Source organism: Pseudomonas palleroniana (genome assembly GCF_022836895.1).
Lineage (GTDB): Bacteria > Pseudomonadota > Gammaproteobacteria > Pseudomonadales > Pseudomonadaceae > Aquipseudomonas > Aquipseudomonas palleroniana.
This window is the reverse complement of sequence record NZ_CP092411.1, coordinates 5,871,757-5,895,965: the sequence shown is the minus strand read 5'-3', so window position 1 is coordinate 5,895,965 and position 24,209 is coordinate 5,871,757. Positions and strand designations below refer to the sequence as shown.

21 protein-coding genes are annotated in these 24,209 nt (G+C 60.4%); 12 read left to right on the top strand and 9 right to left on the bottom strand.

Features of this window, described 5'->3' with window-relative positions; genetic code table 11:
* Nucleotides 1-100: 100 nt before the first annotated feature.
* On the bottom strand, nucleotides 101-1,801 hold the full coding sequence (locus tag MJP36_RS26585; RefSeq protein WP_244384429.1) for an acid phosphatase: 1,701 nt from the start codon (nucleotides 1,799-1,801) through the stop codon (nucleotides 101-103).
* A 140-nt stretch (nucleotides 1,802-1,941) separates the two neighbouring features.
* The gene (locus MJP36_RS26580) at nucleotides 1,942-3,360 is read right to left on the bottom strand and encodes a short-chain fatty acid transporter (protein WP_161548344.1); all 1,419 of its coding nucleotides are present in this window, start codon (nucleotides 3,358-3,360) and stop codon (nucleotides 1,942-1,944) included.
* Nucleotides 3,361-3,546: 186 nt separating this feature from the next.
* On the opposite strand from MJP36_RS26580, the gene MJP36_RS26575 reads away from it, so the two are divergent.
* Nucleotides 3,547-4,836, top strand: a complete 1,290-nt coding sequence (locus MJP36_RS26575; RefSeq protein WP_060754768.1) for an MFS transporter — start codon at nucleotides 3,547-3,549, stop codon at nucleotides 4,834-4,836.
* A gap of 3 nt (nucleotides 4,837-4,839) precedes the next feature.
* On the opposite strand, the gene MJP36_RS26570 is transcribed toward MJP36_RS26575, so the two are convergent.
* Nucleotides 4,840-6,210, bottom strand: coding sequence for a GntT/GntP/DsdX family permease (locus tag MJP36_RS26570; RefSeq protein WP_060754769.1), 1,371 nt, complete (start codon nucleotides 6,208-6,210; stop codon nucleotides 4,840-4,842).
* Between the two features lie 216 nt (nucleotides 6,211-6,426).
* Between MJP36_RS26570 and MJP36_RS26565 the strand changes: the two genes are divergently transcribed.
* The 4 genes from MJP36_RS26565 (at nucleotide 6,427) to MJP36_RS26550 (ending at nucleotide 12,941) form a co-directional block, all read left to right on the top strand.
* Complete coding sequence (locus tag MJP36_RS26565) at nucleotides 6,427-7,332, top strand: cation diffusion facilitator family transporter (RefSeq protein WP_090366966.1); 906 nt, start codon at nucleotides 6,427-6,429, stop codon at nucleotides 7,330-7,332.
* A gap of 108 nt (nucleotides 7,333-7,440) precedes the next feature.
* Nucleotides 7,441-8,661 carry a TolC family protein gene (locus MJP36_RS26560; RefSeq protein ID WP_244384428.1) on the top strand — a complete coding sequence of 407 codons (1,221 nt, stop codon included), beginning with the start codon at nucleotides 7,441-7,443 and terminating at the stop codon, nucleotides 8,659-8,661.
* Between the two features lie 20 nt (nucleotides 8,662-8,681).
* Nucleotides 8,682-9,788 carry an efflux RND transporter periplasmic adaptor subunit gene (locus MJP36_RS26555; protein WP_244384427.1) on the top strand — a complete coding sequence of 369 codons (1,107 nt, stop codon included), beginning with the start codon at nucleotides 8,682-8,684 and terminating at the stop codon, nucleotides 9,786-9,788.
* Between the two features lie 18 nt (nucleotides 9,789-9,806).
* Nucleotides 9,807-12,941, top strand: coding sequence for a CusA/CzcA family heavy metal efflux RND transporter (locus MJP36_RS26550; protein ID WP_244384426.1), 3,135 nt, complete (start codon nucleotides 9,807-9,809; stop codon nucleotides 12,939-12,941).
* A gap of 10 nt (nucleotides 12,942-12,951) precedes the next feature.
* Here the strand turns inward: MJP36_RS26550 and MJP36_RS26545 are convergent, their stop codons facing one another.
* From MJP36_RS26545 to MJP36_RS26535, 3 genes are all read right to left on the bottom strand, one after another.
* Nucleotides 12,952-14,337 carry a heavy metal sensor histidine kinase gene (locus MJP36_RS26545; RefSeq protein ID WP_244384424.1) on the bottom strand — a complete coding sequence of 462 codons (1,386 nt, stop codon included), beginning with the start codon at nucleotides 14,335-14,337 and terminating at the stop codon, nucleotides 12,952-12,954.
* The gene (locus MJP36_RS26540) at nucleotides 14,334-15,008 is read right to left on the bottom strand and encodes a heavy metal response regulator transcription factor (RefSeq protein ID WP_060754775.1); all 675 of its coding nucleotides are present in this window, start codon (nucleotides 15,006-15,008) and stop codon (nucleotides 14,334-14,336) included. The genes MJP36_RS26545 and MJP36_RS26540 overlap by 4 nt, the downstream gene beginning before the upstream one ends.
* A 336-nt stretch (nucleotides 15,009-15,344) precedes the next feature.
* Nucleotides 15,345-16,664, bottom strand: a complete 1,320-nt coding sequence (locus tag MJP36_RS26535; RefSeq protein WP_244384422.1) for an OprD family porin — start codon at nucleotides 16,662-16,664, stop codon at nucleotides 15,345-15,347.
* Nucleotides 16,665-16,889: 225 nt separating this feature from the next.
* Here MJP36_RS26535 and MJP36_RS26530 point away from each other — a divergent pair, with 225 nt between their 5' ends.
* The 3 genes from MJP36_RS26530 (at nucleotide 16,890) to MJP36_RS26520 (ending at nucleotide 19,275) form a co-directional block, all read left to right on the top strand.
* Complete coding sequence (locus MJP36_RS26530) at nucleotides 16,890-17,222, top strand: DUF2790 domain-containing protein (protein WP_060754777.1); 333 nt, start codon at nucleotides 16,890-16,892, stop codon at nucleotides 17,220-17,222.
* 102 nt (nucleotides 17,223-17,324) lie between these two features.
* Nucleotides 17,325-18,641 (top strand): methyl-accepting chemotaxis protein, encoded by a 1,317-nt coding sequence (locus MJP36_RS26525; protein ID WP_090366959.1) that lies wholly within the window; start codon nucleotides 17,325-17,327, stop codon nucleotides 18,639-18,641.
* Nucleotides 18,642-18,693: 52 nt separating this feature from the next.
* Entirely contained in the window at nucleotides 18,694-19,275 is a 582-nt protein-coding gene (locus MJP36_RS26520) for a flavin reductase family protein (RefSeq protein WP_161548337.1), read from the top strand.
* A 130-nt stretch (nucleotides 19,276-19,405) separates the two neighbouring features.
* On the opposite strand, the gene MJP36_RS26515 is transcribed toward MJP36_RS26520, so the two are convergent.
* The gene (locus MJP36_RS26515) at nucleotides 19,406-20,215 is read right to left on the bottom strand and encodes an AraC family transcriptional regulator (RefSeq protein WP_060754780.1); all 810 of its coding nucleotides are present in this window, start codon (nucleotides 20,213-20,215) and stop codon (nucleotides 19,406-19,408) included.
* Between the two features lie 190 nt (nucleotides 20,216-20,405).
* Here MJP36_RS26515 and MJP36_RS26510 point away from each other — a divergent pair, with 190 nt between their 5' ends.
* The 4 genes from MJP36_RS26510 (at nucleotide 20,406) to ddlA (ending at nucleotide 23,056) form a co-directional block, all read left to right on the top strand.
* Nucleotides 20,406-20,969, top strand: a complete 564-nt coding sequence (locus MJP36_RS26510) for a DUF2975 domain-containing protein (RefSeq protein ID WP_090366957.1) — start codon at nucleotides 20,406-20,408, stop codon at nucleotides 20,967-20,969.
* Nucleotides 20,970-20,976: 7 nt separating this feature from the next.
* Nucleotides 20,977-21,198, top strand: a complete 222-nt coding sequence (locus MJP36_RS26505) for a helix-turn-helix domain-containing protein (RefSeq protein ID WP_161548336.1) — start codon at nucleotides 20,977-20,979, stop codon at nucleotides 21,196-21,198.
* Between the two features lie 80 nt (nucleotides 21,199-21,278).
* Entirely contained in the window at nucleotides 21,279-21,917 is a 639-nt protein-coding gene (locus MJP36_RS26500) for a LysE family translocator (protein ID WP_205345172.1), read from the top strand.
* Nucleotides 21,918-21,961: 44 nt separating this feature from the next.
* On the top strand, nucleotides 21,962-23,056 hold the full coding sequence (ddlA, locus tag MJP36_RS26495; RefSeq protein ID WP_244384420.1) for a D-alanine--D-alanine ligase: 1,095 nt from the start codon (nucleotides 21,962-21,964) through the stop codon (nucleotides 23,054-23,056).
* Between the two features lie 27 nt (nucleotides 23,057-23,083).
* On the opposite strand, the gene MJP36_RS26490 is transcribed toward ddlA, so the two are convergent.
* Nucleotides 23,084-23,398, bottom strand: coding sequence for a helix-turn-helix domain-containing protein (locus MJP36_RS26490; protein WP_090366954.1), 315 nt, complete (start codon nucleotides 23,396-23,398; stop codon nucleotides 23,084-23,086).
* Nucleotides 23,399-23,469: 71 nt separating this feature from the next.
* On the bottom strand, nucleotides 23,470-24,195 hold the full coding sequence (gene pgeF / locus MJP36_RS26485) for a peptidoglycan editing factor PgeF (protein WP_244384418.1): 726 nt from the start codon (nucleotides 24,193-24,195) through the stop codon (nucleotides 23,470-23,472).
* Nucleotides 24,196-24,209: the final 14 nt, after the last annotated feature.

Here is a 24,209-nt window from a genome sequence, read left to right as displayed (position 1 = left end):
GCCCGTCTGCGCGGGGTGAAAGCCCACCCCCACACAGTAGCGGCTGACCAGCAAAACTGCGTGTTAAATCGCCCGGTGTGTCGCTATTGGATAAGAAAACCTACACATTGAACTGCAATGCGTTGCTCAAGTCGCCCATGGGCTTCTGGCCACGGGCGATCATCGCGTCATCCCGTTGCTTGAGACCGTCCAGTTTCTCCAACTGGAACACCCGGGTGATCAAGCGCAGGATCGATGCTGTGTCGTACACCGTATGGTCAACCGTGCCTTTACGGGCAAATGGCGACACCACCAGCGCCGGCACCCGGCTGCCCGGGCCCCAACGGTCGCCCTTGGGCGGAGCAACGTGGTCCCACCAGCCGCCGTTTTCATCCACGGTGACCACCACGACCATGTTTTTCCACTGCGGGCTTTCCTGCAGGACTTTCAAGGCGCGGGCGATGTGGCGATCACCCGATGCCACGTCGGCGTAACCGGCGTGCATGTTCAGGTTGCCCTGGGGCTTGTAGAAGGTCACGGCGGGCAGCTTGCCGGTCTGGGCGTCGGCGAAGAATTTGTTGGTGCTGGCCTCATCGCCCAAGCCGCCGTCGCGCAGGCGTTTGTCGCGTTCAGCGCGATTTTCCGGACCTTGTTGCTTGAAATAGTTGAATGGCTGGTGGTGGTACTGGAAGTTCGGGATCTTCGGGATGCCGCCCGAATCCTTGAACTGGTCCAGGGTCGCTTGCCATGCGCCGGCATACCAGGCCCAGTCGACGTTCTTCTTCGACAACTTGTCGCCGATGTGTTCGTGGGTCTGCGGTACCAGTACGTTGGGCAGATCGGCCTTGGCGTAGTCCGGGTTTTGCGGGTCGCGAATCCAGGTCGGCCAGTAGGGCGGCGCCAAGGTATTCACGCCGTAACCATCCGGGGTCAGTGCGCTCGGGCCGAACTGCGGCGGGCCGGTCATGGCGCTGGCGGGGGACTTGTCCAATGGCTTGAGACGAGTGTCGGTCGGGTCATCGCTTTGCAGCGTGGCGATCTGGGCCTTGGCGACCGATTGCGCAGCATTGGGATAAAACGGCGCGGTAGCGCTGATCAGATACTGGTGGTTAAGGAACGAGCCACCGAATGCTCCCTGGAAGAAGTTGTCGCACAGCACAAATTCCTTGGCCACGTCCCACAGGCGCAGGGAGTAACGGCTCTGGGCGTAATAACCCATTACCAGACCACCGGAATCGGCCCAGGCGACGAAGTTATCGTTCTTGCCGCCGTTGATCTGCATCTGGTTTTGATAGAACACGTGCCACAAATCACGGGTGACCAGGCTCAGCGGCAGGTCTTCGGCGTTCGGCCCCTTGAGGGCAAACGGTGCGTTGGGCAGGTTTTCCTGGAATTGCACTTCACTGGGATAGGTCACCCCATCCACCGTTTGTGGGCCGACTTGCAACACACCGCCCCAGGCCGGTGGCAATGTGCTCAGCAGGCTGCCGTCGCGGTCGCGTTGCTGGGTGTCTGCGGCCGACAGCGCCGACAAAGGTTTCTCTACGCCAGGGAAGTCCGCAAACAGATTGTTGAAGCTGCGGTTCTCGGCATAAATCACCACCACGGTTTTCACCTGCTCGTGCAGAGCCTTGTCCAGCTCTTGCGGCGTCAGTGGCCGCTCCACCGGTTTGCCCGGCGTCTGGTTGGCGTTGCCGCAGGCACTCAACGTCGCGCCCACCCCCAGCACCGCCGCGCCCCCCAGGAAGCGCCGGCGGCTGGTATCGACCGGCGGTTGGGCTACGGAATCGGGGGAAGGGCGTTCTTCGTGCTCGTCACTCATTGCTGGGAGTCCTTGCTGGCGAGATGTTGCAAGATATTTCGCAGGACGGTAGCAATGCAATGTGACGGAACGAAGACAGCTTCAAGTCGTAAGCTTCAAGCGACAAGCGTGACGCCGGTAACTTGAAGCTTGCGCTGCTTTTAAGGCATCACCGGCGGCAAATACTTCAACGTCGTCCCCAGCGCCCACAGCAGGAACAGCACCAACGGCGTGTGCACCAGCAGTTGCACGAACGAAAACCCGATCAGATCCCGTGCCTTCAACCCCAACACGCCCAGCAGCGGCAGCATGTAGAACGGGTTGATCAGGTTCGGCAGCGCTTCGGCGGCATTGTAGATCTGCACTGCCCAGCCCAGGTGATACTGCAAGTCATTGGCCACTTGCATCACATAAGGCGCTTCGATGATCCACTTGCCGCCGCCTGACGGAATAAAGAAGCCCAGGACCGCCGAGTACACGCCCATCAATAGTGCGTAGGTGTCGTGGGAGGCGATAGAGGTAAAGAAGGTCGAGATATGGTGCGCCAGGGTCTGGCCATCGCCGCCCTTGACCACGGTCATCAACGCAGCGATCGAGCCGTACAGCGGGAACTGGATCAGCACGCCGGTGGTGGTCGGCACGGCGCGAGCCACTGCATCGAGGAAGCTGCGCGGACGCCAGTGCAGCAGCGCGCCGACCATGATGAACAGGAAGTTGTAGGTGTTCAGCCCCGAGATCGCACTGATCGCCGGCTTGCTCGAAAACTCATGGAACAGCCAGCCGGCGGCCAGCAAGGCCAGCAGGATGGTCAGCAGCGGGCTGTGTTCCAGCCATTCGCCAGGGCGGCTCGGTGCTTGCGGCTTGGGCAGGTTGAAGGCTGGGTCGACGCCACACGCCTTGGCATCGCGGGCGCTGTTCGGCCCTGGTGCGGTGGCGTAGGCGATGATCAGCGAGACTACGATCAGCGCCAGCAACAGCACGCCGGATTGCCACAGGAAGATGGTGTCGGTGAACGGGATCATCCCGGTGATCGACAGGATCGAGGGCGGCAAGCTCGCCGGGTTGGCCTGCAACTGCGCGGCGGATGACGACAACCCCAGCGCCCACACCGCGCCCAGCCCCAAATAGGCAGCCGCACCGGCGGCGCGGTAGTCCATGCGCAAATCCGTGCGTCGGGCCAGTGCGCGTACCAGTAGCCCACCGAACACCAGGGACAGGCCCCAGTTGAGCAAGGAGGCGACCATGGAAATCAACGCCACCCAGGCCACGGCCGAGCGGCCGTTCTTCGGGATACGCGCCAGCCGGTCGATCAACTTCACCGCAGGTGGCGAGCTGGCCACCACATAACCACCGATCACCACGAAGGCCATCTGCATGGTGAACGGGATCAAACTCCAGAAACCGTCACCAAAAGCCTTGGCGGCTTCAGTGGGCGCGGCGCCCATGCCCAGGGTCGCCACGGCCACGATGATCACGGCGAGGGCGGCAAACACCCAGGAGTCAGGAAACCAGCGCTCGGCGAAATTGGAGCAGCGCAGGGCAAAGCGGGCATAGCGGCTTTCTTCGATAGCATCGGCCACGAGTCATTCCTCTTGTATTTATTATGAGGTTCGGCAGTTTTACGGCATGTTCCGCTACGGCTATTGATATGGGAATGCAGTTATCTTCATCGATCAATGAGGAAAACAAATATATCTGTCGTGATTGCCATCATTGGGCTCAGCTCATAACCTGCACGCCATTTTGTTTGTCTGCCGAGCTTTCACATGACTGCCACCTTCTCTTCACAGGCGCAGCGTTTTTCCCGCTCCGACTACAAAACCCTGGGCCTGGCCGCCCTCGGCGGCGCCCTGGAAATCTACGACTTCATCATCTTCGTATTCTTCGCGCTGACCCTCAGCCAACTGTTCTTCCCGCCGGAAATGCCGGAGTGGCTGCGCCTGCTGCAAAGCTTCGGCATCTTCGTCACCGGTTATCTCGCACGCCCGCTGGGCGGCATCCTGATGGCGCATTTCGCCGACCATCTGGGACGCAAGCGTGTGTTCAGCCTGAGTATTCTGATGATGGCCTTGCCGTGCCTGCTGATCGGGATCATGCCGACGTACGCGCAAATCGGCTATTTCGCACCGCTGATTCTGCTCGCCTTGCGCGTGCTGCAAGGGGCGGCGGTCGGCGGCGAAGTGCCCAGCGCCTGGACCTTTGTCGCCGAGCACGCCCCGATCCATCACCGCGGCTACGCCCTGGGTTTCCTGCAAGCCGGCCTGACCTTCGGCTACCTGCTTGGTGCCCTCACCGCGACGCTGCTGGCGCAACTCTTCAGCCCCGCCGAAATCCTCGATTACGCCTGGCGCTTCCCGTTCCTGCTCGGTGGTGTGTTCGGTGTGATCGGCGTCTGGCTGCGCCGCTGGCTCAGCGAAACCCCGGTGTTCCTCGAAATGCAGGCACGCCGCCAGGCCGCTGCCGAACTGCCGCTGCGCACCGTGCTGCGTGAGCATCGCGCCGTGTTGCTGCCGGCGATGATCCTCACGTGCGTACTGACATCGGCCGTGGTGGTACTGGTGGTCATCACCCCGACCATGATGCAGAAAACCTTCGGTATGAGCCCCAGCCACACCTTCGCCTTGAGCGCGTTGGGCATTGTTTTCCTGAACATCGGCTGCGTGCTCGCCGGCCTTTTGGTCGACCGCATCGGCGCCTGGCGTGCGGTGCTGGTCTACAGCCTGCTGCTGCCGATAGGCATCGCGGTGTTGTACGCCAGCCTGATCGCCGGTGGTGTATGGCTGGGCGCGGCATACGCCTTGGCGGGCTTGAGTTGTGGCGTAGTCGGTGCGGTGCCGTCGGTGATGGTCGGGCTGTTTCCGGCGCAGGTGCGGGTGTCGGGGATTTCCTTTACCTACAACATTGCCTACGCACTATGGGCGAGTACCACGCCGCTGTTGCTGATCGCGCTGATGCCGACCAGTCCGTGGATTTGTGTGGGTTACTGTGCGGTGATGGGGGCGGTGGGTGTGGCGAGTGTGGCGCTGTTTGGCAAGCGCCACACCTTGGCTGCCTGAAGCTCAGGTCAGAAAATGCCAGAGCAACAGCGTCCCGATCAAACCTACGACCGACACAATAGTCTGCAGTACCGACCACACCCAGATCGTCTGCTTGAGCTGTAAGCCGAAGTACTCACGCACCATCCAGAACCCGGCGTCGTTGACGTGGCAGAAGAACACCGACCCCGCGCCAATCGCCAGGGCTACCAATGAGCTCTGCGTTGCCGCCAGCCCGGCCATCATCGGCGCGAGAATGCCGGCTGTGGTGGTCGTGGCGACGGTCGCTGAGCCGGTGGCCTGGCGCAAGGCCACGGCGATCAGCCAGGCGAGTAAGAGATAAGGCATGTGTGCGCCTTCGGCGACCTTGCTGATGGTCTGGCTGACACCGGCGTCGAGCAGGGTTTGCTTGAGGCCGCCGCCGGCGCCGATCGTCAGCAGCAGTACGGCGATGGGTGCGAGCGCTTTGCGCAGGGTGTTGCCGACATCGGCGCGGGGCATGCCGGCGGCCCAGCCCAGGCAGATCACAGCGGCGATCACGGCGAGGCCGAGGGCGATCAGTGGTTCACCGAGGAACTTCAAGGTCAGGCCGATGCTGCTTTCTGCCGGCAGCGCAACTTTGGCCAGGGTGCTGCCCAGCATCAGAATCACCGGCAACAGAATGATCAGCAACGACACCCCAAAGCTCGGCTGGCGCGGGGCCTTGGGCGGTGCGCTGAACAGCGCGCCGATATCGGCCGGTTCATCCACGTGCAGACGTTTAGACAGCCAGTTGCCATAGATCGGGCCAGCCAGCATCACGGCCGGTACCGCCAGGCAGAAGCCCAGCAACATGGTCAGGCCCAGGTCGGCGTGCAACGCGCCCACCGCAATCAGCGGCCCGGGGTGTGGTGGCATCAGGGCGTGCAGGGTGGTCATGCCCGCGAGCGCCGGGATGGCGATTTTAAGCAGAGGCTGGTTCGAACGCTTGGCCATCACGAAGATGATCGGCACCATCATCACCAGGCCCACTTCGAAGAACAGTGGCAGGCCGATGACCATCGCCACCAGGGCCATTACCCACGGCAATGACTTGCCCTTGCCCAGCCCGAGCAACGTGGTGGCGATGCGGTCGGCTGCGCCGGATTCGGCCATCAATGCGCCGAGCATCGAGCCCAGCGCAATGATGATGCCGGCCTCACCGAGGATCGCCCCGGCGCCTTTGCTGAAGGCTTTGGCAACTTCTTCCGGCGGTAACCCGGCGCCGACACCGGCGATAAAGGTGCCGATCAGGATCGACAGGAACGGCGGTAATTTGGTTGCGCTGATCAGCACGATGATGCTGGCGATGGCCAGCAGGACGCAAAACATGAGGCGTGTGTCGTGAACCATCCACGCAGCAGTCGATAACTCCAAGAGGGAACTCCTTATCGAACAGGTTGGCTAATATGTTTCTTTTTGTTTCCTGCTCGAAAAGCATACCCGATAGAGCGGTTCCACAGCGTTCATGAGCGATTTTGGTGCGGCCAATGTAACGGCGAGCTGGCGAGCGGATGACAAGTTTGCAATGCAGGTCCGAAGATCTGGCCTATAGCTCTATGATCGACGGACACCCTCACAGGAAGACATTTCATGAGTGCAGGACATAGCCACGCCCAAGTACGCGCCGGCCACGAAAGAAAACTCTGGTTTGCCCTGGGGTTGACCGGCAGCTTCATGATCGCCGAGGTGATCGGTGCCTTCATCACCGGCAGCCTGGCACTGTTGTCGGACGCCGCGCACATGATGACCGACGCCTTGGCCCTGGCGATTTCCCTGGTGGCGATCCAGGTCGCCAAGCGTCCCGCCGACCGCAAGCGCACCTTTGGCTACGCCCGTTTCGAAATCCTGGCGGCGGCGTTCAATGCGCTGCTGCTGTTCGCCGTGGCGTTCTACATCCTCTACGAAGCCTATCAACGGTTACAGGCGCCCGCCGAAATCCAGTCCACCGGCATGCTGGTGATCGCGGTGCTGGGGTTGGTCGTCAACCTGATCTCCATGCGCCTGCTCAGCGCCGCCAGCGGCGAGAGCCTGAACGTCAAAGGCGCGTACCTGGAGGTCTGGAGCGACATGCTCGGTTCCATCGGTGTGATCATCGCGGCGGTGGTGATCATGTTCACGGGGTGGGGCTGGATCGACTCCGTGGTCGCGGCGGCGATTGGTTTCTGGGTATTGCCACGCACCTGGACCCTGCTCAAGGAAAGCATGAACGTGCTGCTGCAAGGTGTTCCGGAGGGCCTGGATATCGATCAGATCGAGCAGGCCATTGGCAATGTACCCGGGGTAAAGGGCGTGCACGACCTGCATATCTGGGCCCTGACCAGCGGCAAAAATGTGCTGAGCACCCATTTGGTGGCGGACGCGTCGAAGGGCACCGAGCAACAAATCCTTAGTGCGGTCACGGAAATGCTGCATGAACAATTCGATATTTCCCACGCGACCATTCAGGTCGAAGGGGAGGGTTTTCAACATGACGAGCACGACGAGGTTCACGCCTGATCCCGGCTAACGGATTTGTAATGTTCCACCCACCGCTCTGATAAGTAACGAAAGTTACATTGCCCCCGCTGGGAACCTCAGCGACTTCATGGGCGTGGAACTTTCGTTATGGCAATTTCCGTAAGAGCATTTTTAGGCGCGATGACGTTGTGGATGGCCGCAAGTGTCGCCCAGGCGCAAACCCTCACCCTCGACTCAGCCTTGCAAGCCGCATTCGCCAACAACCCTGAACTGGCGGCTGCGCAATGGGAAATCGAGATTGCCCAGGGCGGTCGCCAACAGGCCGGCTTGATCCCCAACCCGGTGGCCTCCTGGGACGCGGAAGACACCCGCCGCAACAGCCGCACCACGACCGTCAAACTCAGCCAGACCCTGGAGCTGGGCGGCAAGCGCGGTGCGCGAATCGACGTGGCGACCCGCGCCCAGGACGCCGCCGCGCTGTCCTTGGAGCAGCGCCGCAACGGCCTGCGCGCCGAGGTGATCGACAGCTATTACAGCGCCCTGCGCGCCCAGGAGCGTCTCGACCTCGCGCAGCGCTCGATGGCCTTGGCCGAGCGCGGCCTGGTGGTTGCCAACGGTCGTGTCAACGCCGGTAAATCCTCACCGGTGGAGGCCACTCGCGCCCAGGTACAACTGTCCGAGATTCGCCTGGAATTGAACCGTGCGCAGGTCGGCCTCACCGATGCCTACCGTCGTTTGGCCGCCAGCACCGGCAGCGCCGCGCCGGACTTCCAGGGCGTGGCCACGCAAAGCCAATCCTCACCACCTTTGCCGTCCTCTGCGCAATTGCTGTCACGCTTGGAGCAAACCACCGAGCTGCGTCTGGCCGAGTTACAGATTCTGCAAAGCGAAGCCAGTGTGGGCCTGGAGAAAGCCCAGCGCATTCCCGACCTCGACGTGTCGGTCGGCAGCCAATACGACGCCAGCGTGCGCGAGCGGGTGAATGTGATCGGGGTGTCGATGCCGATCCCGCTGTTCAACCGTAACCAGGGCAACGTGCTCGCCGCCAGCCGCCGTGCGGACCAGGCTCGCGACCTGCGCAATGCCACCGAGCTGCGGCTGCGCACCGAAACCCGTCAGGCGCTGGACCTGTGGCAAACCGCAAGCACCGAGGTGCAAGCGTTCAACCAGCAGATTCTGCCGGCGGCCCAGCGCGCGGTCGACAGTGCCACCCGTGGCTTCGAGATGGGCAAGTTCAACTTCCTCGACGTACTCGATGCCCAGCGCACCTTGATCGCTGCACGCACCCAATACCTCACGGCGACCGCCCAGGCCACCGACGCCTGGGTGCGTATCGAACGGATCTACGGCGACCTCGCCCGGTTTTGATTTTTTCTGGAGTCTTTTTGATGAACAAGAAACATGGCATGGCGCTCGCCGTCGCCCTGGGCCTGATGCTGTCGGGCTTTGCCTGCGCCGATGAAGAGGAAGGCAAGCTCGAACTCACTGAGGCGCAGATCCAGGCCGCCGGTATTCAACTGGCGCAGGCACAGCCCCGTGCGCTCAGTACGCTGCTGACATTGCCGGGAGAAGTGCGCTTCGACGAAGACCGCACCTCGCACATCGTCCCGCGTGCGGCTGGCGTGGTGGAGGCGGTCAAGGTCAATCTCGGGCAGTCGGTGCAGAAGGGCGAGCTATTGGCGGTGATCGCCAGCCAGCAAATCTCCGATCAACGTAGCGAATTGGCCGCCAGCGAACGTCGTGTCGAGCTGGCGCGCACCACCTTCCAGCGCGAGCGCCAGTTGTGGAAGGACGAGATCTCCGCCGAGCAGGATTACCTGCTGGCACGCCAGACCTTGCAAGAAGCCGAGATCGCCCTGAACAACGCTCGCCAAAAGATGAACGCCCTCAGCGGCAGCGCAGTCTTGGTCGGTGGCAATCGTTACGAGCTGCGCGCACCGTTTGCCGGTGTGGTGGTGGAAAAACACCTCGGCGTCGGCGAAGTCGTCAGCGAAACCAGCAACGCGTTCACGCTCTCGGACCTGTCCCAGGTGTGGGTCACCTTCGGTGTGTTTCCCAAGGACCTGAACAAGGTGCGCATCGGCAAACCGGTGAAAGTCAGCTCCACCGAAATGGGCACCGATGTGCTCGGCACGGTGGCCTATGTCGGCAACCTGCTCGGTGAGCAAACGCGCACCGCCACGGTGCGCGTGAGCGTGCCCAACCCCGACGACGCCTGGCGCCCGGGGCTGTTTGTAACAGTGCAAGTGGCCACCGATACCTACCAGGCCAAGGTCACCGTGCCGCAAACCGCGATCCAGACCGTCGAGGACAAACCCTCGGTATTTGTGCGCACCCCGGACGGCTTCATCACCCGTCATCTTGAACTGGGGGTGAGTGAAAACGGCTACGTCGAAGTGCGCAAAGGCCTCGATGCCGGGGCACAGGTGGCAGCCGTCGGCAGCTTCATCCTCAAGTCCGAATTGGGCAAAGGCTCGGCCGAACACGCCCATTGATCCTGCGAGTGATTTCCCATGTTTGAGCGCCTTATCCAATTCGCCATCGAGCAGCGCATCATTGTGCTGCTGGCGGTGCTGTTGATGGCCGGTGTCGGCATTGCCAGCTATCAGAAGTTACCCATTGACGCCGTGCCCGATATCACCAACGTGCAGGTGCAGATCAACTCGGCAGCGGCCGGGTTTTCGCCGTTGGAAACCGAGCAGCGCATCACCTTTCCTATCGAAACGGCCATGGCCGGGCTACCGGGGTTACAGCAGACGCGTTCGTTGTCGCGTTCTGGTTTGTCCCAGGTCACGGTGATTTTCAAGGATGGCACCGACCTGTTCTTTGCCCGCCAATTGGTCAACGAGCGTCTGCAAGTGGCCCGTGAGCAATTACCCGAGGGTATCGAAACGGCCATGGGGCCGATTTCCACTGGCCTTGGTGAAATATTCTTGTGGACCGTCGAGGCCGAGGAGGGCGCACTCAAAGACGACGGTACGCCCTACACGCCGACCGACTTGCGGGTGATCCAGGACTGGATCATCAAGCCGCAACTGCGCAACGTTCCGGGCGTAGCGGAGATCAACACCATCGGTGGTTTCGCCAAGGAATATCAGATCGCGCCCGACCCCAAGCGCCTGGCGGCCTACAACCTGACCTTGGGCGATTTGGTCACGGCGCTGGAACGCAACAACGCCAACGTCGGTGCCGGTTACATCGAACGCAGCGGTGAGCAGTTGTTGATTCGGGCGCCGGGGCAAGTGGCGTCCATCGACGATATTGCCAACATCGTGATCACCACCTCGGACGGTACGCCGATCCGCGTGCGCAATGTGGCTCAGGTCGAGATCGGCCGCGAACTGCGCACCGGCGCAGCCACTGAAAACGGCCGTGAAGTGGTGCTGGGCACGGTGTTCATGTTGATCGGTGAGAACAGCCGTACCGTATCCCTGGCGGTGGCGAAAAAGCTCGAGGAGATCAACCGTTCGCTGCCCGAGGGGGTGGTGGCCGTTACCGTCTACGACCGCACCAACCTGGTGGAAAAAGCCATTGCCACGGTGAAAAAGAACCTCTTTGAAGGCGCGCTGCTGGTGGTCGCGGTGCTGTTCCTGTTCCTGGGCAATATCCGCGCGGCGCTGATTACGGCCATGGTGATTCCCCTGGCGATGCTCTTCACCTTTACCGGCATGTTCACCAATAAAGTCAGCGCCAACTTGATGAGTCTCGGCGCGCTGGATTTCGGCATTATCGTCGATGGTGCGGTGGTGATCGTCGAGAACGCCATCCGCCGTCTGGCCCACGCGCAGCACCGTCATGGGCGCTTGTTGACCCGCAGCGAGCGCCTGCATGAGGTGTTCGCTGCGGCCAAGGAGGCGCGGCGCGCACTGATCTTCGGGCAACTGATCATCATGGTGGTGTACCTGCCGATCTTCGCCCTGACGGGTGTAGCCGGCAAGATGTTCCACCCCATGGCGTTCACCGTGGTGATCGCCCTGCTTGGCGCGATGATCTTGTCGGTGACCTTTGTGCCGGCGGCGATTGCGCTGTTCGTTACCGGGAAGGTCCAGGAAGACGAAAACCTGGTAATGCGCAGTGCGCGCCGGGCCTATGCCCCGGTGCTGGATTGGGTGATGGCTCGTCGCTCGCTGGTGTTCGGCCTGGCGGTGCTGACCATCATCGCCTCCGGGGCGGTCGCCAGCCGCATGGGCAGCGAGTTTATCCCCAGCCTCAGTGAAGGCGACTTCGCCCAGCAGGCCTTGCGCGTACCCGGCACCAGCCTGACGCAGTCGGTGCAGATGCAGCAGCAACTGGAAAAAACCTTGCTGGCCCAGGTACCGGAAATCGAGCGGGTGTTTGCCCGCACCGGCACGGCGGAAATCGCCTCCGACCCGATGCCGCCGAATATTTCTGACAGCTATGTGATGCTCAAGCCGAAGGAGCAATGGCCCGATCCGAAGAAGTCCCGCGAGGCGCTGATTGCCGATATCCAGCGTGCCAGTGCGATCGTTCCGGGCAGTGCGTATGAACTGTCGCAACCGATCCAGTTGCGATTCAACGAACTGATTTCCGGGGTGCGCAGTGATGTGGCGGTGAAGGTGTTTGGTGACGACATGGCCGTGCTGAACAAGACCGCCGAGGAAATTGCCGAGACATTGAAAAAGCTCACGGGCGCCTCGGAAGTGAAGGTGGAACAGACCTCCGGCCTGCCGGTGCTGACTATCAACATCGACCGCGACAAGGCCGCGCGTTTTGGCCTGAATGTGGGCGATGTGCAGGACACCATTGCCGTCGCGGTGGGTGGGCGGCAGGCTGGAACCTTGTACGAAGGCGACCGTCGTTTCGATATGGTTGTGCGTTTGTCCGACGCGTTGCGCACCGATATCGAGGGGCTTGCGCGACTGCTGATCCCGGTGCCGGCAATGGCCGGAACCGCAGCGGGGTCATTGGGCTTTATTGCCTTGTCCCAGGTCGCCAGCCTGGACCTGGTGCTCGGCCCGAACCAGATCAGCCGCGAGAACGGCAAGCGCCTGGTGATCGTCAGTGCCAACGTACGGGGGCGGGATATCGGTTCATTCGTCGAAGAGGCCGAGACGGCGATCAGCCGCCAGGTGAAGGTGCCCGCCGGTTACTGGACCACCTGGGGCGGCCAGTTCGAACAATTGAAGGAAGCCTCCGAGCGTTTGCGTATCGTGGTGCCGGTGGCGTTGCTTCTGGTGTTCGGGCTGTTATTCATGATGTTCAACAACCTCAAGGATGGTCTGCTGGTGTTTACCGGGATTCCGTTTGCGCTGACCGGCGGAATCATGGCCCTGTGGTTGCGGGATATTCCGTTGTCGATCTCGGCGGGGGTGGGTTTCATCGCATTGTCCGGGGTGGCGGTGCTCAACGGGCTGGTCATGATTGCCTTCATCCGCAACCTGCGGGAGGAAGGGCGTTCATTATCAAACGCGGTCAACGAAGGGGCACTGACGCGCTTGCGCCCGGTGCTGATGACTGCGTTGGTGGCCTCTCTCGGGTTTATCCCCATGGCACTCGCCACCGGCACCGGCGCCGAGGTGCAGCGGCCGTTGGCGACGGTGGTGATCGGCGGGATTATTTCATCGACGCTGCTGACCTTGCTGGTGCTGCCGGCGCTGTATCAATGGGCGTACCGCAAGGAAGAATGACCCTTGCACTTCACGTGAATGGGAAGACCAGGCGAAACAGCGTGAAACCACCGGGCAGGCTGCGTACGTCGGCCTGCCCCTGGTGCAAGGTCATGATCGACCGCACGATGGCCAGCCCCAGGCCGGTGCCGCCCTCGTTGCGGGCGCGGCTGCTGTCGACGCGGTAGAAACGTTCGAACAGGTGCGGCAGGTGCTGGGCTTCGATGCCTGGGCCGGGGTTGCTCACCGATACCGACACCTGGTTGCCATAGGTTTCCACCAGCAACGAAATATGCGAGCCCGCCGGGCTGTGGCGGATGGCATTGGACAGCAGATTGGACAGCGCACGCTGGATCATCAGGCGGTCCCCGAGTACCTGGGCGTCGCCGCTCAAGGTCAGGGTCAATTGTTTGTCTTCGGCACTCAGCGCAAACAACTCCATGACCCGATGGGCTTCAGCCGCCAGTGGGACCGCCGTGAATGAGGCGCGTGCCGCCGGGTGGCTGACCTGGGCCAGAAACAGCATGTCGTTGACGATGCGTCCCAGGCGTTCCAGTTCTTCGGTGCTGGATTCCAGCACGGCCTTGTATTCCTCCGGCGGTCGTTGGCGTGACAGGGTCAGTTGGGCCTTGCCCATCAAGTTGGTCAGGGGCGCACGCAGTTCGTGGGCGAGGTCATCGGAGAATTGCGAGAGCTGCTGCACCCCAGCGTCCAGGCGATTGAGCATCACATTGAAGCCTTGAGCCAGTTCGCCCAGTTCCTTGGGCAAGTTATCGATGGACAACCGATGGGTGAGGTCCTGGGTGGTGACTTTGGCGGCCACATGACTGAACTGCTTCAATGGCGCTAGCCCGCGCTGCACCAGCCACCAGGCACCCATGCCGATCAGGATCAGCAACATGGGCAGCGCGATGATGGTGGCACGCAGGTAGGCGCTGAGCAGTGCCTGGTCGTCCATGCGGTCCAGCGACAGCAGCACCCGTACGCGTTCGCCGCTGGCCAGGCGCATCAGGCTGGAGGCGCTGAGTACCTGGTTGCCATAGCTGTCCGTCCAGTTCAGGTAGCCGAGGGTTTCCCGAGGCTTGAAGTCGGTCAGCAGCGGTTCTTGCGGCTTGGCACCGACGCTCAGCAGTACGCTGTTGTTGGGCGCGGTGCCGACGATAGTCAGGTAGAAGTTGTCGTGGCCCATTACCAGGTCCATCAGCGAATGTGGCCGGGCACGAATGGCATGGGTATCGAGGCCCAGGGCGAGGCTGTGCTGGATCTGTTCCATCTTGCTTTCCAGGCCCTTGCGCGCCAGTTTTTCCAGCTCATGGGTCAGGGCCAGGTAGGCCAGGGTCGCCAGCAGCACGACCAGGCCCGCGCCCATCAGGCTGACGGTCAGGCCCAGGCGCATCGACAGACTGCCGGTTTTCATGGGCGCGCCTCCAACACGTAGCCCACACCGCGGATGGTGTGGATCAGCTTGACCTCGCTCTGGTCATCGACCTTGGCACGCAGGCGGCTGATGGAGACTTCCACCACGTTGGTATCGCAGTCGAAGTTCATGTCCCACACTAGGGAAATGATCTGCGTGCGGGTCAGTACTTCGCCGGTCTGGCGCATCAGCACCTGCAGCAGGGCAAACTCCTTGGTGGTCAGGTCAATGCGCCGGTTGCCGCGATAGGCACGATGGCGGCGAGGGTCCAACTCAAGGTCCGACACGCGAAACACTTCAGGCTGTTGAATATGTTCGCTGCGCCGCAGCAGCGTGCGCACCCGCGCCAGTAACTCGGGAAATTCGAAGGGCTTGACCAGGTAATCATCGGCGCCCATGTCCAGGCCCTTGATCTTGTCCGCCAGTCGGCCACGGGCGGTCAGCATCATCACGCGCTGGGTGCCGTTGCGGCGTAATTGCTCCAACACTTCCCAGCCATCTTTGCCGGGCAGGTTGACGTCGAGAATCACCAGTTCATACGCGTGTTGCCCGGCCAGGTGCAGGCCGTCAATGCCATTGCTGGCGCAGTCCACCACATAGCCGCTTTCGTTCAAGCCTTGCTGCAGGTAGTCGGCGGTTTTTTGTTCGTCCTCAACCACAAGGATACGCATGGGGGGTTACCTATCACGAAGAGAAAAGAAGGCCATTTCCTTATGGGCTGTGCGTTGGGGGAGTAGGAAAAGTCTGAACCGTGAAGTAGCTTCAGGGTCAACTGCGACCATCGGCCGCACAAAGCCGGGCTCAAAAAAAACGCCCCAGGCGGGGCGTTAAAAATCCATCTCTTTCCAAAGGAGCTACACAAAAGCTTCAGAGATGAATGTGCTCGGTGAATAAGTTGAGGCCAGTATAGGAAGATCAACTTAACGAGAAGGTGAGGCCAATATTACAGTTTTGATAACTGGGAATTTGTGAACAGATGTTGGTCAACGGCGAACGAATGTAATCACTTACAGCGCTACCAGTGGATATTCGGCAATCAAGCGAACTTCCTCCAGGTCCGACTCAAATGCACTGGAGCGCACGCTGGCCTGGCGCAGGCGCAATGACAGGTCTTTCAAGGTGCCACTTTGCACCACATATTTGGCCTCGATATCCCGCTCCCAGCGACGCTGGTCGGTCAGCGGGTTACCCGCTGCATCGCGGCGCATGTAGACGGCGTTGGCGTTGCTGTAGTCGGCACCCGTGCCTTTACCGTAGCGGGTCATGAACGACAGGCCGGGGATACCGAACGGCTGCATGTCCAGGTCATAGCGCAGCATCCAGGAGCGTTCCTTGGGCGCGTTGAAGTCGCTGTACTGGATCGAGTTATTGAGGAAGATCGAGTCTGATTGGCGCAGATAATCAAAGTCGTCATCGCCGTTGTTGCGCTGATGCGAGACGGCTACGCTGTGGGCGCCGATCTTGACCCCGAGCCTGGCACTCCAGATGTTGTTATCGAACTCACCCAGGCGTTTTTTGCCTTCGTCCACCGCTTTGTAATAGTTGAAGTCGCCGAACAATGAGACGTCATCGTTCATCGGGTAACTGGCGGCGCTGCCGAAATAATATTGATCCCAGGCGTCCTTCAAGCGGCTGCTGTACAGGCTCACACTCAAGTGTTTGTTGAGCTGGTAATCACCGCCGAAGTAGCCGATCCAGGGCGAGTCCACCTTGCCTGCATAGAAGGTCGCGAAACCGTTGTTCATGCCGCTTTCGTTGGGTTGGCTCATGCCGCTCAAGCGCCCGCCTTGCAGGCTCAAACCCTCGATGGAGGTGTTTTGCGCGGTCACGCCACGAAAGCTTTGCGGCAGTAAACGCGAGTCGCCGTACGCCACCACGGGGGTGAGCGGGAACACATCACCGGCCTTGATCACGGTGTCGAGTACGCGCAATTTCACCGCGCCGCCAACTTTGCTGTAGTTGTTTTCAGGGTGGTTGTCGCTATCCACCGGCAGCACGCCGAACGAGCCCTTGCCGCCGCTGCGGCCGCTGCCCGAGTCGAGTTGCAGGCCGTACATGGCGAACGCATCCAGGCCGAACCCCACCGTGCCTTGGGTAAAACCGGATTCGAATTTGCCGATCAACCCCTGCGCCCAGGCCGCGGAATAACCGTTGCCGGTGGGGCTGGATTGGCCCTTGCGATCATCTCGGTTGAAGTAAAAATTGCGCGCTAGCACGTTGACACTGCTGCCTTCGATAAACCCTTCGGGCTTGTCCTCAGCAGCCACGGCGGTCAGGGGCAATGCGGCGATCAACGAAAAGGGAAGGGTGTAGTGGCGGATATTCATGGTTCGCTCCTGGGGCTTGGCAGTTATCGGCTTCTTATGGGGGCGGGCGTTCTTATTGATCTGGCCCAGGCTGATAGTTGCAAACCTCAGATAACGGGAAAGTGGCTCCAACATTACAATTCTGGAAAGTCATGGCCACCTAACAAATAAGTAATGTTGTCGTGAACATGGCGTCAGGGTTGGCTGGTTAATCTCGGCACTGAACTTTCAGACGAGGAACCGGTAATGAACTTTTATAAAATTGGCCTGGGTGTATTAACGGCTATCCTGTCTTTTGGCGCATTGGCCGAAGGCGGCGGGGATCGTACGTTCGCTCTGATGATGGAGCGCAATGAAAAGGCTATGGCCGATTACGCGGCCAGGGTCGGCAAGCCGGCACCCGAGGTACAGGCGTATCGCTACGGCATGAAGCTGGACATCGCCAACGTGGTCAACGTGACGCCGCCCATCCGCTCGTGCAACCCGGTGCCGTCACGCATGACCTATGAGGACTCCACGGGCAAGCTCAATACCCTGGAGTATCAAGTGATGGGGGTGTGCCGGAACAATGGCGGCTGACCGGCCAGGAATATAGTTGGATCTGAGGTGAAACCCTCTTCAGAAAACGCCGGCCGCGCCGATGCAGAAAATACCCTGTCATCATTTGATCATTGGTGCCCCATGTTCACGACCCGTTTGAAGCAGGAGCTGTCGGCTCTTCGCGAAGAGTTGTCCAGCTTGCAACAGGTTAAAGAGAGCCTGGAAAGCGAAATGATCGCGATCACCCTGGACCCGCAAGGGCGCATCGCATCGGTCAACGCCCTCTTTCTTCAGGAGATGGCTTATCAAGGTACGCAACTGTCGGGGCGCTTGATTGACGAGTTGTTTCCGGCACATGTACGCGACAACGAATTCCAGCAGCGTTTCAAGAACGCACTGGTACGCGGTGAACACTATGCCGGCACCGTGCGCCTGATGCGCGGCAATGGCAAGGAAGCATGGCTGCGCTCGATCGTGCAGCCGGTGCGCAGTTCGGACGGGCGCATCAAATATTTCTCGATCGTCTCCAGCGACCTGACCCGTACCATCGAGGCCTCGCGTGAGCATGAAAACCTGATCACGGCGCTGGTGCGCTCCACCGCGGTCATCGAGTTTGACCTCGACGGCCATGTGCTGACCGCCAACGACCGCTTCCTCAATGGCATGGGCTACAGCCTGGCGCAGATTCAGGGCAAGCATCACCGCATATTCTGCGAGCCGGAGGAATACAACAGCGCCGAATACCAGCATTTCTGGACGCGCTTGAAGGCCGGAGAATTTATCGCGGCGCGCTTCAAGCGTGTCGACAGCCAGGGTCGTCTGGTGTGGCTGGAAGCGACCTACAACCCGGTGCTGGATGCCAATGATCGAGTGTACAAAGTGGTCAAGTTCGCCACGGTGATCACCGACCAGGTCAACCGGGAGCAGGCCGTGGCCGAGGCCGCCAACATTGCCTACAGCACCTCGCAGCAAACCGACAGCAGCGCTCAGCGCGGCACCACTGTCGTGACGCAGGCGGTGGGGGTGATGCGTGACCTGGCCAAGCACATGCAGCAGGCCGGCGAAGGCATTGAAGCGCTGAACGAGCAGTCCCAGGTGATCGGCAGCATCGTTAAGACCATCAGCGGTATTGCCGAGCAGACCAACCTGCTGGCGCTCAATGCGGCCATCGAGGCGGCCCGTGCCGGTGAGCAAGGCCGTGGTTTTGCGGTGGTGGCGGATGAAGTTCGTCAGTTGGCATCACGTACCAGCAAAGCCACTGAGGAGATTGTCGGTGTGGTGCGTCAGAACCAGGATATGGCCCGCGATGCGGTCGCCCTGATGACCGATGGCCGCGTGCAAGCCGAACAGGGGCTGGCGCTGGCGTCCGAGGCGGGTACGGTGATTGTGGAAATCCAGGACGGCGCGCAGAAAGTGGTCAGCGCGGTCGGGCAGTTCGCCAATCAGCTGTCGAGCTGAGCATAGGGCTCAGGTATCGTAGGTTCTTTCTTGCATGAAGAGCCGACCTTCCATGAGTCCTACCCATCGTCGCCCCGTTCCTCTGTCCAAAGCTTATCGTTTGCTTAACCACGGGCCGACCGTACTGGTGAGCGCAGCCTTTGAGGGCAAGCGCAATATCATGGCTGCAGCCTGGGCCATGCCCTTGGATTTCGAACCGCCGAAAGTCGCGGTGGTCCTGGACAAATCCACCTGGACCCGCCAATTGCTCGAAAGCGCCGGCACCTTCGTGCTCCAGGTGCCCTGTGTGGCCCAGGCTGACCTGGTGCAGACGGTCGGTAATACGACCGGCGCTGAAACCGACAAGTTTGCCGCCTACGGCCTGCAAACCTTTAGCGGGGAGCACACCGAAGCGCCGCTGCTGGAAGGCTGCGTGGCCTGGTTGGAATGCCGCTTGTTACCCGAACCCCACAACCAGCAGACCTACGACCTGTTTCTGGGCGAAGTGGTTGCCGCCTACGCCGATGTGCGGGTGTTCAGCGAGGGGCATTGGCATTTTGAAGGGCATGATGAGCTACGCACCTTGCACCACATTGCCGGCGGGAATTTCCTGAGCATCGGCGCACCGGTTGTCGGGCGTCAACTGGTGCCCTGAACCCACCCTCTGTAGGAGCGAACTTGCTCGCGAAAAACGTCAACGATAACGCGTGCTGCCTGGATGAGCGCGGTGCCTGTGAGTTTTTCGCGAGCAAGCTCGCTCCTACACATAAAGCGAGCCAGTTTTTTCAGCGCCCGAGCATCTTCACCCAGCGCGACGGCGGCATGCCGTAGGTGCTGCGAAATTGCCGGGTCATATGGCTCTGGTCGGTGAAGCCGGCGGTCAGTGCCGCGTCTACCAACGATTGCCCCTGGGCCAGCAGGCTGCGTACCAGGTCCAGCCGCCGCATGGTCAGGTAGCGATAAGGGCTGGTGCCGAACAACAAGCGAAAATCCCGCGACAAGGCCCAGCGATCACGCCCGCAGTGGTCGGCCATTTCATCCAGGGTAATGCTGCGGCCCAGCGCGCTGTGGATAAATTCCCGAGCGCGCTCGGCGGCGACGTAATCGAACGACTTGCGGCTGACAATCACCCCCGAGGCGGCGTTCAGTGCCTGGGCCAGGTCGTACAGTGCGTCCTGCTCCTGCATCGGGTCGATCGGGCAATCGAGGCTTTGCAGCAACACTTCGCTGGCGCGAAATAACCGTGGGTCTGTCGACAGGCCCTTGTGGATAAACGGTAAAGGCCGGCCTCCGAGAATCTGCTGGATCAACGCCGGTTCCACATAAATCATGCGGTACTTGAAGCCTTCCACGCTGCTGGCGCGGCCGTCATGGGTTTCATCCGGGTGAATCACCATGGTCGTGCCGGGCAGGCTGTGGGTCATGCAGCCCCGGTAGTGATAGCTCTGTACGCCAAACAAAGTGCGCCCGATCGCATAGGTGTCATGGCGATGGGGATCGAATGCAAAGCCCGCAAAGTACGCCTCGATACGGTCCAGGCCGCTGGCGTGCGGGGCGCGGTGCAGCCAGTCGAGGGTGGAGGTGGGTTGGCCCATGGTGACTTGTCACAAATAGAGGTGGAAACACGTTAACCCAGTCTGTGCAGGTTGTGGGGCGTGGTCTTGAACGATTGTGCAGGTTTTTTTGGGGAGGATGAGCGATTTTAATCGTTTATCGGTAAATTATTATTGTTTTACGATAATAAATTCGCTATTTTGCCTCGACATTAATTCAACGAGGTTGTTTATGAACACTCAACGTCTTGCCCTGCTTAGCCAACGAATGTCAGTGATCACATTGTTGCTGATTGTCGGCATGCTGGTCCTGAACGCGGCTGTGTGGTTGTTTCCAACCTTGAGCTCCTCTACTGGTGGGCGAGGCTTCAGTTTTGCGCTGAGCGATCGCCTGATCCAGGGGCGCATGGACCAGGTAGCCCTGTTCCCGCTATGGCAAACCCTGGGCGCCATTGTGCTGTCGAGTATTCCGCTGATGGCCTTGGCGAGTGGCTTGAATCATCTGCGCAAGCTGTTCCAGCGCTATTCGCGGGGTGAGTACTTTTCCAGCACGGCCGCTTCGCACTTGGGCAAGGTTGGGAAAGCCGTCGCGATCTGGGTCTTGCTGGACTTCCTATGCGAACCATTGCTGAGCGCCTGGATAACAATGACCTTGCCGGTCGGCGAGCGATTGATCACCCTGAGCGTGACGGCGCCCAGCGTTGTGGCACTGTTTCTGGCCGGTTGTATCGCAGTGATTGCGCGTATTCTGTGGCAGGCCAGTGAAGTCGATTCCGAAAACCGCACCTTTGTCTGAGATTGAAATGCCCATTGTGATTGAGCTGGACGTCATGCTTGCCCGGCGCAAGGTCAAATCCAAGGACCTGGCGGCCGCCATCGGGATTACCGAACAGAACCTGTCGTTGCTCAAACAAGGCAAGGTCAAGGGTATACGGCTGGGAACGCTGGATGCCATCTGCGCCTATCTGCAGTGCCAGCCCGGTGATCTGTTGGTGCATATGCCGGAACCTCCGGTCGAGCGGTAGCGGCTAACTATTTTTCGAACAGGGATCGGCTTATGCTGCTTTCACACGGATTGGCGATTTTTTCGAGCAGGGGTCAGTTTATGGAGCTTTCACACTGGGTCTATACCGCGCCATTGCTCTCGTTAGCGTTGCTCTGGATAGTTGCCGTCGTCACCCCGGGGCCGAATTTTTTCAACATCGCCCAGTTAGCCGCCAATGCCTCGCGCCGCCATGGTGTGGCGGCCTCGGCAGGTGTCGCCTCGGGTACGGTGCTGTGGGGAGTGGCCGGTGGCCTGGGCATCAAGTCGTTGTTTACGGCGGCGCCCATGTTGTACCTGGCGTTCAAGATTATCGGTGGCTGCTACCTGATTTACCTGGGGCTCAGGCTGTTCAAACGTTCGGTACCGGTCGCGGGCCGGAACCCGCTGGCGGATGGGCAGCGACGCTCGCTGTTGTCGGCTTGGCGGCTGGGTTTGCTCGGTAATTTGTCCAACCCGAAGTCCGCCTTGTTTGTCGCGACGATCTTCGCCTCGACCATGCCTCCTTCGCCCTCGCCGTTGCTGCTGACGCTGGCTGTGATCGTCATGGCCAGCTTGTCGTTCAGTTGGTATTGCGCCGTTGCACTGGTGTTTTCCAGTGAGCGCATGGCCAACCTCTACAGTCGTTCGCGCAAGTGGCTCGACCGTTTTGCCGGTGGTTGCTACGTACTGTTCGGTGCACATCTGGTGGCGAATCGCTAACCGCCCGTGTTAAGAAGCCTTACTTTCAACTGTGAGGCTGGGTCATGAGCAAGGTGCGGGTGGGTATTATTTTTGGTGGCCGTTCGGCCGAGCACGAAGTCTCTCTGCAATCGGCGCGCAATATCGTCGACGCCTTGGACCGTACGCGCTTCGAGCCCGTCCTGATCGGCATCGACAAGGCCGGCCACTGGCACCTCAACGACACGTCGAACTTCCTGATCAACCAGGAAAACCCGGCATTGATCGCCCTCAACCAGTCCAATCGCGAACTGGCAGTGGTGCCAGGCAAGTCCAGCCGGCAAGTCGTGGAAACCTCCGGGCAGGGTATGCTGGAACACATCGACGTAATCTTCCCCATCGTCCACGGCACCCTGGGTGAAGATGGCTGCCTGCAAGGTTTGCTGCGCATGGCCGATATGCCTTTCGTTGGCTCCGATGTGCTCGGCTCGGCGGTGTGCATGGACAAGGACATCAGCAAGCGCCTGCTACGCGATGCCGGTATTGGCGTTACCCCGTTCATCACCCTGACCCGTGGCAATGCGGCGCGCACATCCTTTGAAACGGCCGTCAACAAACTGGGCTTGCCGATGTTCGTCAAACCCGCGAACCAGGGGTCTTCGGTGGGTGTGAGCAAGGTTGCCAGTGAAGCCGAGTACCACGCAGCCGTCGAGCTGGCTTTGGGTTTTGATGAAAAAGTGCTGGTGGAATCCGCCGTTCAAGGCCGCGAAATCGAATGCGCCGTATTGGGCAACGACAACCCCATCGCCAGTGGTTGTGGCGAGATCGTGGTGAGCAACGGCTTCTATTCCTACGACAGCAAATACATCGACGAGCAGGCCGCCCAAGTGGTGGTGCCGGCCGCTATCAGCCATGACGCCAGTGAGCGTATCCGCCAGTTGGCCATCGAGGCATTCGGGGTGCTGGGCTGCTCCGGGCTGGCCCGGGTCGATGTGTTCCTCACCGACGACGGCGAAGTGCTGATCAACGAAATCAACTCACTGCCCGGCTTCACCCGCATCAGCATGTACCCCAAGCTGTGGCAGGCGGCGGGGATGAGCTACAGCGAGCTGGTGAGCCGCTTGATCGAGCTGGCATTGGAGCGCCATGCCGGGCGCAAGGGGCTCAAGATCAGTCGGTAGTCATCGACCGACAGCTCAGTAGCGTCATCAGGCGTTACTGAGTACTTCCCGGAAAACGTCTGGCCGTATGGCTGCTATGTGCAGCAGTGAGCGTGCGGCCCCGGAAGGAGAGCGACGCCCTTGTTCCCACTCTTGAAGTGTTCTTACCGAAACCCCTAAAAGCTCGGCAAACTTGGGTTGTGACAATCCGGTTTTACTCCTGGCTTCTGCGGCTTGAGTGATCTCAACCTGATGCACAGCGCCGTAATGTCCCGCTTTAACATCCTGTATGGCGGCCAGTAACTCTTCGCCAATATTACGTTTGGCGTCACGTTCCTTCAGTTGCTTCTCAGTGAGTGGCATGGTTCATGTCCTTTGCGATTTTGTGCAGGATATGCGCTGGAATATTCTCGGTATCCTTTGTAGGTTCTCTCTCACCGGTCTCGGCGAGCAATCCACGAATAGATCAACGTCTTCGGTTCCTGCGGGTGATGAGTTCTTCGGCGGTAGCTGGCGAAGGTGGGTGATGTGCAATAAGTGCACACCTTACTGACCTCGATCTGCTCACGCTTGAGTCCCGCCGCTTGCAGAAGCATCACCCCATACCCGCTCAAATCGAACCAGGCACTTCCCGCTTGCCTGGCATACGGCGGTGTAATCCGGGGTGGCAGCAATGGGGTCGGTTGCGCAAAGCTCCATGGCGCCAGACCATCACGCCACAAATGGCCTTGATCGATCTGGAACTGCCCGATAAACCCCTCGCTCACTTCATAACAGCACGGCTTGATCGACGGTCCGATGGCCACTCGCAATTGGTCCACGGGAATGCCTTGGTCGGCAAAGCGTTGCACCGCGTTGGCGATGATCCCGCCTTGCAGTCCCTTCCAACCGCCATGCACGGCGGCAACCATTGCGCCGTTTTCCGAGGCGATAAGCACCGGCAGGCAGTCGGCTGTAATCACCGCAATCGTCTGATGCTCGCGGGTGAACACGCCGTCCGCCTCAAGGGTGTTGGCCACCTGATCGGCCTGCCATTCAATCACCGAGGCGCTGTGCACCTGCTTGCAGATGAACACGGTTTCTGGCCGTAGCGGATCATTGATCGAGCAAAAGCCATGGTCGACGCCGGGGACGGCGCCGAGATTGTCTGCCTGCTGCACAGGATGTCTCCGCT

What these genes read in the sequence shown, in the direction of transcription:
- MJP36_RS26585 (WP_244384429.1), bottom strand. Translation starts at nt 1,801, where the DNA reads ATGAGTGACGAGCACGAAGAACGCCCTTCCCCCGATTCCGTAGCCCAA.
- MJP36_RS26575 (WP_060754768.1), top strand. Translation starts at nt 3,547, where the DNA reads ATGACTGCCACCTTCTCTTCACAGGCGCAGCGTTTTTCCCGCTCCGAC.
- MJP36_RS26565 (WP_090366966.1), top strand. Translation starts at nt 6,427, where the DNA reads ATGAGTGCAGGACATAGCCACGCCCAAGTACGCGCCGGCCACGAAAGA.
- MJP36_RS26560 (WP_244384428.1), top strand. Translation starts at nt 7,441, where the DNA reads ATGGCAATTTCCGTAAGAGCATTTTTAGGCGCGATGACGTTGTGGATG.
- MJP36_RS26555 (WP_244384427.1), top strand. Translation starts at nt 8,682, where the DNA reads ATGAACAAGAAACATGGCATGGCGCTCGCCGTCGCCCTGGGCCTGATG.
- MJP36_RS26550 (WP_244384426.1), top strand. Translation starts at nt 9,807, where the DNA reads ATGTTTGAGCGCCTTATCCAATTCGCCATCGAGCAGCGCATCATTGTG.
- MJP36_RS26545 (WP_244384424.1), bottom strand. Translation starts at nt 14,337, where the DNA reads ATGAAAACCGGCAGTCTGTCGATGCGCCTGGGCCTGACCGTCAGCCTG.
- MJP36_RS26540 (WP_060754775.1), bottom strand. Translation starts at nt 15,008, where the DNA reads ATGCGTATCCTTGTGGTTGAGGACGAACAAAAAACCGCCGACTACCTG.
- MJP36_RS26535 (WP_244384422.1), bottom strand. Translation starts at nt 16,664, where the DNA reads ATGAATATCCGCCACTACACCCTTCCCTTTTCGTTGATCGCCGCATTG.
- MJP36_RS26530 (WP_060754777.1), top strand. Translation starts at nt 16,890, where the DNA reads ATGAACTTTTATAAAATTGGCCTGGGTGTATTAACGGCTATCCTGTCT.
- MJP36_RS26525 (WP_090366959.1), top strand. Translation starts at nt 17,325, where the DNA reads ATGTTCACGACCCGTTTGAAGCAGGAGCTGTCGGCTCTTCGCGAAGAG.
- MJP36_RS26520 (WP_161548337.1), top strand. Translation starts at nt 18,694, where the DNA reads ATGAGTCCTACCCATCGTCGCCCCGTTCCTCTGTCCAAAGCTTATCGT.
- MJP36_RS26515 (WP_060754780.1), bottom strand. Translation starts at nt 20,215, where the DNA reads ATGGGCCAACCCACCTCCACCCTCGACTGGCTGCACCGCGCCCCGCAC.
- MJP36_RS26510 (WP_090366957.1), top strand. Translation starts at nt 20,406, where the DNA reads ATGAACACTCAACGTCTTGCCCTGCTTAGCCAACGAATGTCAGTGATC.
- MJP36_RS26505 (WP_161548336.1), top strand. Translation starts at nt 20,977, where the DNA reads ATGCCCATTGTGATTGAGCTGGACGTCATGCTTGCCCGGCGCAAGGTC.
- MJP36_RS26500 (WP_205345172.1), top strand. Translation starts at nt 21,279, where the DNA reads ATGGAGCTTTCACACTGGGTCTATACCGCGCCATTGCTCTCGTTAGCG.
- ddlA (WP_244384420.1), top strand. Translation starts at nt 21,962, where the DNA reads ATGAGCAAGGTGCGGGTGGGTATTATTTTTGGTGGCCGTTCGGCCGAG.
- MJP36_RS26490 (WP_090366954.1), bottom strand. Translation starts at nt 23,398, where the DNA reads ATGCCACTCACTGAGAAGCAACTGAAGGAACGTGACGCCAAACGTAAT.